At 65.9% G+C, this 12,460-nt stretch carries 13 protein-coding genes; 7 read left to right on the forward strand and 6 right to left on the reverse strand.

Going from position 1 to position 12,460, the window contains the following annotated elements; genetic code table 11:
* The first annotated feature begins 126 nt into the window (after positions 1-126).
* Positions 127-840, forward strand: coding sequence for a helix-turn-helix domain-containing protein (locus ACSFC7_RS20090; protein ID WP_436344584.1), 714 nt, complete (start codon positions 127-129; stop codon positions 838-840).
* A 73-nt stretch (positions 841-913) separates the two neighbouring features.
* The gene (locus ACSFC7_RS20095) at positions 914-2,110 is read left to right on the forward strand and encodes a cystathionine gamma-synthase (protein WP_436344585.1); all 1,197 of its coding nucleotides are present in this window, start codon (positions 914-916) and stop codon (positions 2,108-2,110) included.
* Positions 2,111-2,255: 145 nt separating this feature from the next.
* On the opposite strand, the gene ACSFC7_RS20100 is transcribed toward ACSFC7_RS20095, so the two are convergent.
* Positions 2,256-3,251: a terpene synthase family protein gene (locus tag ACSFC7_RS20100; protein WP_436344586.1), complete on the reverse strand. Its 996-nt coding sequence runs from the start codon at positions 3,249-3,251 to the stop codon at positions 2,256-2,258.
* Positions 3,252-3,388: 137 nt separating this feature from the next.
* On the opposite strand from ACSFC7_RS20100, the gene ACSFC7_RS20105 reads away from it, so the two are divergent.
* Positions 3,389-4,084 carry an MBL fold metallo-hydrolase gene (locus ACSFC7_RS20105; protein WP_436344587.1) on the forward strand — a complete coding sequence of 232 codons (696 nt, stop codon included), beginning with the start codon at positions 3,389-3,391 and terminating at the stop codon, positions 4,082-4,084.
* 48 nt (positions 4,085-4,132) lie between these two features.
* Here the strand turns inward: ACSFC7_RS20105 and ACSFC7_RS20110 are convergent, their stop codons facing one another.
* Positions 4,133-5,260, reverse strand: coding sequence for an RNA ligase (locus ACSFC7_RS20110; RefSeq protein WP_436344588.1), 1,128 nt, complete (start codon positions 5,258-5,260; stop codon positions 4,133-4,135).
* A gap of 168 nt (positions 5,261-5,428) precedes the next feature.
* On the opposite strand from ACSFC7_RS20110, the gene ACSFC7_RS20115 reads away from it, so the two are divergent.
* Both ACSFC7_RS20115 and ACSFC7_RS20120 read left to right on the forward strand, forming a co-directional pair.
* The gene (locus tag ACSFC7_RS20115) at positions 5,429-5,875 is read left to right on the forward strand and encodes a hypothetical protein (RefSeq protein WP_436344589.1); all 447 of its coding nucleotides are present in this window, start codon (positions 5,429-5,431) and stop codon (positions 5,873-5,875) included.
* A gap of 53 nt (positions 5,876-5,928) precedes the next feature.
* The gene (locus ACSFC7_RS20120; protein WP_436344590.1) at positions 5,929-6,603 is read left to right on the forward strand and encodes an RNA ligase partner protein; all 675 of its coding nucleotides are present in this window, start codon (positions 5,929-5,931) and stop codon (positions 6,601-6,603) included.
* A 4-nt stretch (positions 6,604-6,607) separates the two neighbouring features.
* Here ACSFC7_RS20120 and ACSFC7_RS20125 read toward each other — a convergent pair whose 3' ends face one another.
* The 4 genes from ACSFC7_RS20125 to ACSFC7_RS20140 all read right to left on the reverse strand — a co-directional run bounded on the left by ACSFC7_RS20125 (position 6,608) and on the right by ACSFC7_RS20140 (position 10,621).
* Positions 6,608-7,921, reverse strand: coding sequence for an MFS transporter (locus ACSFC7_RS20125; RefSeq protein WP_436344591.1), 1,314 nt, complete (start codon positions 7,919-7,921; stop codon positions 6,608-6,610).
* Positions 7,922-8,084: 163 nt separating this feature from the next.
* Positions 8,085-8,351, reverse strand: a complete 267-nt coding sequence (locus tag ACSFC7_RS20130) for an elongation factor 1-beta (protein ID WP_436344592.1) — start codon at positions 8,349-8,351, stop codon at positions 8,085-8,087.
* A gap of 7 nt (positions 8,352-8,358) precedes the next feature.
* Positions 8,359-8,538 (reverse strand): HVO_2753 family zinc finger protein, encoded by a 180-nt coding sequence (locus ACSFC7_RS20135; RefSeq protein WP_006090569.1) that lies wholly within the window; start codon positions 8,536-8,538, stop codon positions 8,359-8,361.
* Between the two features lie 235 nt (positions 8,539-8,773).
* Complete coding sequence (locus ACSFC7_RS20140) at positions 8,774-10,621, reverse strand: cation:proton antiporter domain-containing protein (RefSeq protein WP_436344593.1); 1,848 nt, start codon at positions 10,619-10,621, stop codon at positions 8,774-8,776.
* 139 nt (positions 10,622-10,760) lie between these two features.
* Between ACSFC7_RS20140 and nreA the strand changes: the two genes are divergently transcribed.
* Together nreA and ACSFC7_RS20150 are read left to right on the forward strand one after the other, a co-directional pair.
* Complete coding sequence (nreA, locus tag ACSFC7_RS20145; protein ID WP_436344594.1) at positions 10,761-12,074, forward strand: DNA repair protein NreA; 1,314 nt, start codon at positions 10,761-10,763, stop codon at positions 12,072-12,074.
* A gap of 24 nt (positions 12,075-12,098) precedes the next feature.
* The gene (locus tag ACSFC7_RS20150; RefSeq protein ID WP_436344595.1) at positions 12,099-12,284 is read left to right on the forward strand and encodes a hypothetical protein; all 186 of its coding nucleotides are present in this window, start codon (positions 12,099-12,101) and stop codon (positions 12,282-12,284) included.
* The last annotated feature ends 176 nt before the right edge of the window (positions 12,285-12,460 follow it).

Raw genomic sequence — 12,460 nt, forward strand, 5'->3', positions numbered from 1 at the left:
CGAGTCTCCCGAGCTGTCAGTACGCCCACTGTTGCATCGTAGAATACTCACGCTGGCCGTCGAAAACGCCTGTTTTCGGGCGTTCAGGAAAGCTGGCCTTAACCCCGGTTTTGCGAACGGATAATAATGAGTGGACGGTTCGGACGGATGGGTATGCGTCACTACGACGTTCGACTCGCTCCGGACGACGGGTGGTTTCACCCCTTCGAGAGACGGATCGACCGGCGGGAGGGAGTCGAACGGGTCGCGATCCACCGGATCCGCCTCGTTACCGACGACCTGGGCGTGATGCTGTACGAACTGGGCGGCGAGTTCGACCGGGTGGAGGCGTTCGTGGACGACGAACTCGGCGCGCTCGGCTACTGGCTCGAGGCGTTCGACGACCGGATCTTCCTCTGTTCCCTGTTCGTCCCGAACGAGACCGTTCGCGCCCTCCTCCGGGTCACACGGGAGTTTCGAGTCTTCCTCGATCCCCCGATGACCTACGTCCGAGACGGCGACCTGCGGGTGACCTACCTCGCGACCGAACGCTCGTTCAAGCGCGCGACGTCGGTGATCCCCGACGACGTCGAGGTCGTTCTCGAGACGAAGCAGGCGTTCGCGCCCGACGAGAACGTCTTCCTCGCGAAACTGACCGCACAGCAGCGGCGGCTGTTCGAGACGGCCCTCGAACTCGGCTACTACGGTTCGCCGCGAGACGCGACCTACGAGGACATCGGCCGCGAGGTCGGTATCGCCGGAGGGACGGTCGGCGAGCACCTCCGGAAGATCGAGGCGAAACTCGTCGACCACGTCGTCTCGGAACCGAGCTCCGAGTCCACGACACCCCAACGAATCTAGAGCGCGCCGGCCGCCGACCGAATCGGCCGAAAGCGAAAGCAAGAGTAACCCCACTCGAGTCCGTTGAGCCCGTATGGACGACCGCGAGAGCGACACCGGTGACGGAAGCGACGGCGAACAGTTCCGACTCGAGACCCGTTCGATCCACGCCGGACAGGACCCCGACGAGGAAACGGGCGCGCTGATGACGCCGATCCACGCCAACTCGACGTACGAGCAGGACGCGCCGGGAGACCACCGGGGCTACGAGTACTCCCGAACGGGGAATCCCACCCGAACCGATCTGGAGGCGAACCTGGCGAGCCTCGAGAACGCCGACTACGGTCGCGCGTTCGCCAGCGGCATGGCCTCGATCAACACCGTGCTCAACCTCCTCGAGGCCGGCGATCACGTCGTCACCGGTAACGACGTCTACGGCGGCACTCACCGCATCTTCACGCAGGTGTACGAGGAGTACGATATCGAGTTCTCGTTCGTCGATATGACCGACCTCGACGAGATCGAGGCGGCGTTTCGGGATAACACGGAACTGCTGTGGCTCGAGACCCCGACCAATCCGCTCATGTCGATCGTCGACATCGCGGGCGCGGCCGAGATCGCCCACGCGAACGACGCGCTGTGTGCCATCGACAACACGTTCGCGACGCCGTACCTCCAGCGACCGCTGGATCTCGGCGCCGACATCGTCTCCCACTCCCTGACCAAGTACCTCGGCGGCCACTCGGACGTCGTCGGCGGGGCGCTCCTGACGAACGACGAGGACCTGGACGAGCGATTGGGGTTCTACCAGAACTCCGTCGGGGCGACGCCCGGTCCGTTCGACTGTTTCCTCGTCCTGCGGGGCACCAAGACGCTGCCCGTCCGCATGGATCGTCACTGCGAGAACGCCCGCGCGATCGCTCAGTGGCTCGACGGCCACCCCGACGTCGATCGGGTCTACTACCCCGGCCTCGAGTCCCACCCCGGCCACGAGATCGCCGCCGAACAGATGGACGACTTCGGCGGCATGCTGAGTTTCGAACTCGACGCGAGCCTCGAGGAGGCCGGCGAGGTCGTCTCGAACACCGATGTCTTCACGCTCGCGGAGAGTCTCGGCGGCGTGGAAAGCTTGATCGAACAACCCGCACCGATGACCCACGCCGCAATTCCCCGCGAGGAGCGCGTGGCAGCCGGCCTCACGGACGGTCTGATCCGGGTGAGCGTCGGCATCGAACACGTCGACGACCTGACCGGTGACCTCGAGCGATCGATCGAGTCGGCGCTTCACTGATCGAATCGGTCTCGGAGCAAGAATCGTCGCACGTAGGTTACTCGGACCGAAACGAGCTGCGCCAGCTCACTGAGCACCGGACTCCGCTCCATCGATCGATACTGACGAGTGATACGCCCGCTGCGCGGCGCTTTGCGCAATTCAATCAGTTCGACGGCCGGTTCGCGAGCTGTGCCCGAAAGATCGTCTCGAACCCCTCGAGATACGCGCGGAGATCGACGCTTTCGACCGCTCCGACGAACTGCGCCGCCTCGTCGTACTCGCTGCGCCAGCGGTCGACGAAGTAGGCCTCGATGTCGGACTCGCGAATCGCCGCGACGACCGGTTCGACGACGTCGTCCGTCGGTCGCCTCCGGAGCGCCTGCAGTTCCGCACTCGAGACGACGCCGGTTTCCAGCGCACGGACCACGACCCCCGAACTGCAGTCGCCTTCGGCGAGTTCGCGTTCCCAGGTGGCGATCCAGTTGCCGACCCGGGCCATCCGTTGGGCTCGAGTGACGACCTGCCGAACCGGCGCGAGTTCGGCAGTGTCGAACGACGGCGAGTACGCGAGATCGATACCGGCGAAACAGAGCACCATCATGTTGTGAGCGTCGTACGTCCAGAGTTCGCGTTCGGAGGCGAGGGGAGGATACTGCGCCAGCAGCGCGGAGTAGTCGACCGACTGGAGCGCCTGACGGAGGTCGAACCGGAACAGATTCGCGAACTCGCCGGCCCGCGGCCCGTCGTCGTACAGCGCCCGCAACGCCGTCCAGAGTTCCCGCTGGAATCGGACGTACTCGCCGGCAGCGCCCGCTCGAGTCGGATCGGCGTCCTGGTGCTCGAAGGGGACCTTCAGCAGTTCCGCGAGCGTCTCCCGGTCGCCGTATCGCTCGGCGACGTCGTCGACCACGGTGATGAACATCGTGGCGAGGACCTTCGCACTGCGGGCGTGCTCGACCCGGTCGGGTTCGACACACGAGAGTCCGAACTCGGCGGTCGCGCGGTAGAGCCAGCGCCAGAGGGACCGATCCCGATCCGCAATACGCTCGTCGTAGGCGGCAGCTAGCGGCCGAACGGACGCCGGGAGTGACAGCGCGTCGGCGTCGGCAAACGGGTCCGTCTCTCCCTCGAGGGTGGGAAACCCGGAGGCATTTTTCATACTCGAGAACAACAACCAATATTATTTATATTCTTCTACCAATTAAATTATTGTTAGCATCAACCCACTAATGCAGCGATCGGATCCGCCGACCGACGGACGACAATCCTTTCGTTCTGGCGGTGAACGTCTGGCGTATGGGAACGAACGAAGATCGCGAGGCAGGCGTCCACGCGCTCCCGATCACGGTCGACTACGGCGGCCGAGAGCTGACGATCACCCCGACGCTCGTCGAGACCGAGCGGGGACTGATCCTGATCGACGTCGGCCCGGAAGGGGCGGTCGAGGCCGTTCGAACCCATCTCCGATCGCTGGGCTACGAACTCGAGGACGTCTGGCTCGTCCTCCTGACTCACCACGACGGCGATCACGCCGGCGGGCTCACGGACCTGCTCGAGCACGTCGACGCGGTCGTCGCAACCCATCGCGAGGAAGCGCCGTACGTGACGGGGAAACGGGACCCGATCAAGGGTGACGGCGATCGGTACCCGCCCGCCTCGGTCGATCTGGAACTCACCGGCGGCGTTCGGATTCCGACGTTGGCGGGGCCGATGGAGGTCGTCGACACCCCCGGACACGCGCCGGGCCACGTCTCGTTGTACTTCCCCGAGGGCGACTTGTTGCTCGCCGGCGATGCGCTCGTCGCCGACGGTGATGGTGACGAACCGCTGTCCGGTCCGAAGCCCGAGTTCACGCCAGACATGGACCGCGCGCTCGAGTCCGTCGCCGACCTCGCGGCTCTCGAGGTCGAACACGTCGTCTGCTTCCACGGCGGCTACGTCGACTCCGGTAACGAGCGGATTCGAGCGATCGCCGCAGGACGCGACGAGTGAGCGGCCGCGGACGAACGACCGCTATTCGAGTGATTCTCTCCGACGGTCTCACTCCCGGACGATGTGACCCTCGAGGTAGTTTTCGGTCCTGTCGTTGGTCGACTGCGTGCGTTTACAGAACGTACAGACGCGGTCGCCGTCCTCGCGACGGTCGGCCTCGATTTCGATCTGGAGCCCCTGTCCGCGGAGGTGCTCGAGCAGGACGTCGACAGTCTCGGGGCTGGCCCGAACGGTGTGGCGCTCGCCGACGGCGTCGCCGTCGGCGACGGTCCGGATCGTCTCCCGCATCGAGAGCAGGATGGCCTCACCGAGTTCGTGGGCACGGTCGCGCGCGACGTCGTCGGATTCGTCCCACTCGACGGTCTGGAACCCCTCCCTGATGAGTCGTCGGAACATGAACGGTTTGCCGTAGTCGAACGGTAACGAGAACGCGTACGCCAGATCGCCGCGGTTCGAGGCGGACGTCGTGTACTTCAGTTGCTCGGTCCCGTCGGGGGACTTCATCACGACACCCTCGCGGCCGTCGGCGTCGAGGTCGTCGACGATGCTGCGAACGTCGTCGGCCGCGTCCCCGACCGCGTAGGTGCCGAACAGTCGCGTCTGGGGTACCTCGAACCGGTCGTAGCGCTCGCGGCGCTGCTCGACCGCCAGGGGGTCGCCCGACACCCGGTCGCGCCAGTCGAACGCCCGAAAGGTCAGCGAGTCGACGTCGGGATAATCGTGTGCCGTGTACGGGTTCTCGGGGCCGATCATCTCCCCGCAGACCATCGCCCGCGGATACGCCTCGAACAGGGCCTCGAGGTCGACCAGTCGATCCAGAACGCGCGTCGTGAACGGACAGACGATCCCGCTTCGCGAGAACGCGAGGACGTCGCCGTCGATCCGCGCCGCGCGGACGTTGTAGCCGTTCAACTTCTCCTCGACGGCGATCCGGTCGCAGCGGTCGGCGAATCGGGTCGGAATGCCCTCCGCGAGGACGAGCGTCCGCGAAATCTTCGGAAAGCCGCGGACGACCTCGCCGGCGATCAGGGCCGTTCCGCGTTCGACTCCGTGCCGGGCGTCCGAGAGGTGCCGGTACGTCCGCCCCTCGTAGTTTCGACGCTCGAGGTGTTCCTCGAGGGTCTCGAAGGCCGATTCACCCATCCCGAGCAGCCTGTGGTACTCGGTGTCATCCATCTGTCGGACTACGGGACGAAGCGTAAAGAAACGGGCTCCATCCGGACGGCGAATCGACTGGAACGGGTGGATCGACTCCGACGCCGTCGCTCCGCTCGGCGTCTCGAGCACCGCGTCGAGAGGTCCGGAACGGAATTCTCATCGGTGTCCAGCCACAACGCTCTCCCAATGCGAATCGAACTTCGCGTCTGCCAGCACTGTCTCGACGGCGACGACGGGCACGGCGGCCACCAGAAGTCGGCGCTGCTCCAGGATATGGTCTCGTGTGCCGAAGTGATCCGGGAGCACAAGGAGGTCCTCGACCTCGAGGCCGTTCACATCCGAAAGGTCAAGGACACCGAGCAGGGCAAGCCGGAGGCGCTCCCGGTCGTCGCGGCGACGATCCAGAACGACCAGATCGTTTTGAACGACACGCAACTCGTCGCGGAGGGCCAGGACGGCAACATGTTGCTGTACGCGAACCCGGACGACATCCTGACGGTGCTCGCGGGCAACGTCGACGAAATCAGCAAGGCCGTCCCCGGCGACATCTCCGTCGAACTCTCGTCGACGGGCGCGGAGATCATCTCGGAGGCGGGGCTGGGTGCGGATCCGGACCGGCAACCGGACCGCTGAGCGACGGCCGCCGACGGTTCACTTATTTCTTGGTTCGTCCCAAACGTTTCAGTATGTCCAGTGAGGCGTTCAAACAGCGATTCGTCCTCGATACCTCGCTGTTCATCACCGAGGAGATCCGCCGGGACGACGAATCCGTCGAGGAGGCCGTCCGCCGACTGCTCGAGTTGATCGCGAACGCCCGGCTCAACCTCGGCATCTCCTGTTACGTGCCGCCCACGATCCACGACGAACTCACGACCATGCTCGAGGCCCGCGACGTCGACGACGACGTCTACTCGAAGCTGAACACGTGGGTAATCCGCAAGCATCCCGACCGGTACGCAGTGTCGGTCCCCGCGAACGTCGTCTACAGCTTCGTCGACGAGATGAGCCAGCGCGTCGATCGAGGGCTGCGCGTCTCGGAGAAGGCCGTCCGCGAGGTCGACGATGCCGGTGACGAACCCCTCGAGGACCACGAGCACATGACCGAGACCGACGCAGTCATCTCCGACCTGCGCGACAAGTACCGGCGAGCGATGCGCACCGGCGTCCTCGACTCGCGCGAGGACTTCGACCTCCTGATTCTCGCTCGGGAACTCGAGGCCGGCGTCGTCACCGAGGACAACGGGATCATCGACTGGACCGAGGAGTTCGGGCTCCGCTACATTCGGGGCCGGGAGTTCCCCGATCTGCTCGAGCAGTATCTGACGGCGGTCGATCCGGAGTCGAAGCGAACGATCGACTGATTCCCTACGGCGCGCTCGAGCGGTCCCGCTCCGGCGTGGACGTCGCCGCGCGGTCGCGCACGAGCAGCCAGCACGAACACAGGAAGCCGACGGCGACGGTGCCCGCGAGGATACCGAAGGCGACCCGGTAGCCGAACTCGGTGTAGGCGACGGTGCCGCCGACGGTCTCACCGGTCTGGTAGGCGTCGAGTGCCATCCCCATCACCGTCGGGAGGATCGTCCCGCCGACGAACCCCGCCGTGTTCACGGTCGCCGTCGCGACGCCGCTGGCGCCGGCCGGATACCGTTCCTTGACGACCGACAGCGAGAGCATCGAGGCCCCGAAGAGGAAGCCACAGGCCAGATAGGAGACGGCGACGATCGGAAGCGGCGGTCGCCCGAAGACGGGGACGGCGGCGAGTGCGACCGCGAACAGCCCGATACCGACCGTCATCGGCAGCAGTCGCTGGCCGCGTCTGTCCGAGAGCCAGCCGATGGTCGTCGGGCCGAACAGGACGCCGATCGACGCGAGGAGGGTGAAGTAGGACGCCGTCGTCACGTCGAACCCGTAGACCACGACGATGTACGGAACGCCCCACATCCCCACCAGCGTCAACATCGCGCCGTTGCCCGCAAAGAAGACGATCGAGAGCAGCCACTGGTCGACGTCACGGACGAGCGTTCGCAGGTGGCCGCCGATATCCTCGAGCGAGACCGTCGGCTGCTCGGGGACGCCCTCGATCGGCTCGAGACCCGCGTCGGCCGGCGACTGTCGCGCGAGGACGTAGACGGCTCCGGCGGCGACGAACCCGACGACCGCGAGTCCGAGCATCGTCTCCCGCCAGCCGAACAGGTCGACGGTGACGGCGAGCGGCGTCGTCGCGAGGATTGCGCCGAGACCGGCCACACTGCCGGTCAGCCCCGTCATCGTCGCGAACTCGTCGGCGCGATACCAGTTCGCACAGAACCGCAGGATCGAGACGAAGATGACCCCGCTGCCGAGGCCGATGAGCGCGCGCGATCCGAACGCCGCGAGGTAGCTCCCGCTGAGTGCGAAGCCGACCGCGCCCAGACTCAAGACGACCCCGCCGATCGAGCCGACGTACCGCGGCCCGAGTCGGTCGGCGAGGACGCCGGTCGGAATCTGGATGGCGGCGTAGATGAGGAAGAACGAGGCGTGCAGCGTGCCGAGTTGGGCCGCCGTCGTCTCGAAGTCGCTGGTCAACCGCTCCGACAGCACGGCCGTCGAAAGGCGGTGCAGGTTGACGAGCAGGAAGACGATCACTAGCGCGCCCCACGCGAGCCACCGGCGTTTCATCGGATCCGACAGGACGTTCACGCCGAAACTGTTTCTCGAGCGGGATAGTAAGAATTGCGAGACACCTACGGACCGTGAGACGCGACTCGAGGGGTGCCGCGACGCCGCCGATCAGTTCGCCGCCATCGCGATACCGGCGGCTCGTCGTGCGAAGAGCCGTTGAGAAATTCGGCCGGAAACCGGATCAGATACGGCCGACGTTCTCGACGCCGACGCTTTCGACGCCCTCGACGTCCGCGAAGTTCTCTTCGACGGTCTCCGTCCCGCCCGATCCGTCGGGGACGATCACGGTGGGGTAGAGGGCGATGAGACCGAACGCGACGTCCTCGCGTTCGACGCCGTTAATCTTCGCGCCTTCCGGGAGGGCGCTCTCGAGACGCTCCTGAAGCGCGTCCAGGTCGATCTCTGGGCTGTCCGGCATGACCTTGATTTTGGCAGCTACTTTTCCCATGGGTATCTTACGGGCCGGTGAATCCGCAGTCGGGGCACTCGTAGAGGTTGCTCTGCTTGCGGCACTTGGCACAGCGGTAGATCTGGGCGCCACAGTCGGGACACTTGAACGCGGCGGCGTTCGTGCCCGCAATGTTGATCCCGCAGGAAACGCAGGATCGCGTCTGCTTGTCGTCCGTCGTACTCATACCCCTCCCTTTCCGCCCGCCGTTTTTAACGGTTGTCTTTCGAGGGCTCGAGGTCGACGACCGGATCGCGATGCGTGTCGGCAAGCGCCACGGTACGCGACCCCGGGCGTTTTCTGATCCAGAAAACACTCGTCCGGATACTTTATGTGGCGCCCGAAAGGGGAGGATGAGGTTCGGTGGGTGAACGCCAGACCGGACCTCTGCCTCTGACATTCTGCCGCTGGAGTTACCCCCGTTAGTCGTGCGGATGGAACCGACGAACGGCCGCCCTCACCGCGTCCTCGCGACCGAGGAACGTCACTTTGTCACCCTCCTCGAGTACCGTGTCCGCGCTGGGAACGGACGTCTCTCCTTCGCGGGCGATGACGGCGACGATACAGCCGTCGGGAATCTCGGCGTCCAGTTCGGCGATCGTCGAGCCGCCCAGATCCTCGGCGGTGACGGCGATCTCCTGGGCGTCGTGGCCCTCGCCGAGTTCCGTCATCCACTGGGCGAGCGCGGGCCGTTCGATCTGATTGTCGAGCGACCACGCCGTCGCGCTCGAGACGTCGATCGCCCGAACGCCGAGCGTCTCGAAGGCGCCGACGTTGTCGGGTTTGTTCACGCGAGCGACGACCGTCTCGACCTCGTACTTCGTCCGCGCGAGCTGGCAGACCAGCAGGTTCGTATCGTCGTCCGCGGTCGTCGCGACCGCGATCTTGGCGTCCTCGATCCCCGCGTCCCGCAACGTTTCGTCGTCGGTGCCGTCGCCCTCGTGGGCGGTAAACCCGTCCTGCCGAAGGTCGTCGACGACGGTGGGATCCTCGTCGATCAGGACGACGTTTTCGCCGCGATTCTCCAGCCGTGTGGCGAGCGCCCGGCCGACCCGGCCGCCGCCGACGATGATGGTGCGCATTGGAATGACGTCGAAGTAGTCCGCGATCTGGCGGGCGAGACCCGCCTGCAACACGACGGTGATGAAGATCACGAGAAAGACCGTCCCCGCGAGCGTCTGGGCGGCCTCGAACTGCCCGGCCGCCTCGAGTTCGAGGGCGAACAGCGTCGCCACCGACGCCGGGATGATGCCGCGGGGACCGACGAACGAGAGGAAGAGTCGTTCGTCGCGGCTGAACTGGCGGTCCGTCGCCGAGAGGGCGACGAGGATCGGGCGCACGAAGAGGGTAACCGCGACGACGACGGCGATGCCGCCGGTTCCGAGCCCGAACAGCGAGTCGAAGTCGATCAACGCCGCGAGCGAGATGAACACGAACGAGAGCACGATCAGCGTGAGATCGCGGTTGAACGTGAGGATTTCCTCCCGGTGGGGGAGATCGACGTTCCCGAGGACGAAGCCGGCGGTCGCGGCCGCGGCCACGCCGGTTTCGGGGAACACCGACTCGGCGAGGCCGAACGCGATGAGCGCGCCGACGAGCGTCACCAGCCGCGCCATCTGCGGGGCGTCGCCCGCGGGCGGTTTCACGTGAACGAGGAGGACCCAAACGACGAGCGCGGCGACGATGCCGATACCGACGCCCGCCGCCAGCCGCTGGAGAAACGCCGGCGGGATCAGTTCCGGCGAGTCCGCGACGACGAGGACCTCGAAGATGACGATCGCGAGGACGGCGGCGGTCACGTCGTTGAAGATCCCTTCGGCTTCGAGGGCGGTCCCGACGTGTTCCCGAAGCGTGAGCACCTCGAGCAGCGGCGTGACCACCGTCGGCCCGGTCGCGATCAACAGCGCACCGATCAGGAAGGCCACGTCCCAGTCGGTGCCGAGGAAGAAGCGGACCGCGACCGCCGTACCGACGAACGTCAGCACCGCACCGATCGTCGCCATCTTGAGCACGGCCTGCGGGGCCTGCTCGAGTTTCTCGCGACGGAGGTGAAAGGCCCCGTCGAAGATGATGATGGCGACGCTGACGCCGACGACCGTCGTGAGCCCGTCGCCGAAGGTCTCGATGGTGACGAAGCCGAACCCTTCGGGACCGACGACGACGCCGATAGCGATGAGAAAGAGCACGCTGGGGACCTGCAAGCGCTTTGCGAGCACCTGCGCGCCGACGCCGAGCGCGAGGATCGCGATCACGACGAGCAGCAGCTCCACGGGTGTCGGTTTCCCACCACCCGTCGAACCATAACGTCTCGGCCGATTTCGCACCGTGAGACTGTTTCCATGGTCGGACACTAGCTACCGCCGTCTCGCAACTCAACATTCAAAGCCGGTGGCTCCCTACACCCAGTGAATGCGCCTCGACGACTACATCGAGGATCTCGAGCCCGACGAGGAGGCCGAGCGACGGCGCCTCGCGAAGGAGAAGTCCTACGCGATCACGGACCACTTAGCGGAGTTCGAGCAACGGTTCGACGACGCGCTCAGCGGCGACTCCCTCGTGGGATCGACGGCCCCGTCGATCTTCGTCGGACGGTCGAACTATCCCGACATCCCCGTGGGGCTCCTCTCGCCGGTCGGCGACGAGGACGCGGCCGAGGAGTACGTCACCGACGGCAACTGGTACCGGCAGGGGTACGACATTCCGGACGTGCTCCAGCGCCGCACGGGACTGTTGAACTCCAGCAAACGGGCGAACGTCGACTCGCCGAGCATCGCGAGCCGGCTGGCGCCCTCCGTCCACGACACCTGGGACGGCTTCGTCGGCGTCCAGCGGGAGGTCGCCATCGCCGGAAAGCCGGTCGACCTCGAGATCGGTCTCGACGACGCACCGGATCTCGGCCTCGACACGGGCACCGACGTCGCCACGCCCCGCGGTCCGCGGGCCAACGCGCGAAACGCCGAACTGCGGGAGAATCCCTACGTCCCGAAACAGGTCAAGAAGACCCTCGAGGACGACGACTGGCAGGCCCAGGGCGCGATGACCTACCTCTATCGGCGCGGCTTCGACGTCTACGAGATCAACTCGATCCTCTCGGCGGGCGCGCTCGGCGAAGCGAAACAGCGCCGCCTCGTCCCCACGCGGTGGTCGATCACCGCCGTCGACGACACCGTGGGTCAGTTCCTGCGCGGCGGCATCCGCAACGAACCCAGCATCGACGAGGTCCAGGTCTGGGCCAACGAGTACGTCGGCAACCGCTACTGGATCGTCCTCGCGCCGGGTAACTGGGAGTTCGAACTCGTCGAGATGAAAGCGCCCGGCAGCATCTGGAATCCCGACCCCCACGACGACATCTGGCTCGCGAGCGCCTCGGAGGGGTTCGAGGGACGCTCGAGCTACGTCGAGGAAACTGCGGGAGCCTACTACGCGGCCCGGCTTGGTGTGCTAGAGTACCTCGAGTCCATCGGTCGCCAGGCGAAGTGTCTGGTCCTCCGGGAGGTATCGGACGACTACTGGGCCCCCGTCGGCGTCTGGCAGGTTCGCGAGAGCGTCCGGAACGCCTTCGAGGGCAACTACGGCGAGGCCGAGACCTTCCACGACGCCGTCGGGGAGGTCGCGACGCAGTTACCGGTCTCTCACGCCCGTCTCCGGCGGAAATCGGAGCTCGCAGCGGGGCTGCAAGCGAACCTCAGCGCCTTCTCGACCGGAGAGAATCCGAGTTCCTAACTCGCTCGCGCTCCTCCGCTCGGTATGACTCTCGCGCTCGTCAGCGCCGAACTGCTCGCCGTGATGGCGGTGCTCGTGTTGCTCGTCGGGGTTCCACTGTTCGTCGTCGCAGTCATCGCGGTCTTTTCGGCGTACGTCCAGTACGACGGCGAACGCCGACTCGAGGAACTCGCGGACGACGAGGGGTCGATGCGCGAAGAGGAGTCCTGACGTCTCCGCGCTGACACCGTCGTCCTCGAGCAGGGCACCTCACGCGCCGTTCCGGGTGGATCTCCTCACGCGTCGTCTCGAGCAGCGTTCTCGTCGACTCGCCAATCAGTTCCCGGCAGTCGAGCGGACGGCGCTGGATCCCGCGATGAATAATTATGGATAATAAGACGTGTCTC

Origin of the sequence: Natronorubrum halobium, from assembly GCF_051351675.1 — an archaeon.
GTDB lineage: Archaea > Halobacteriota > Halobacteria > Halobacteriales > Natrialbaceae > Natronorubrum.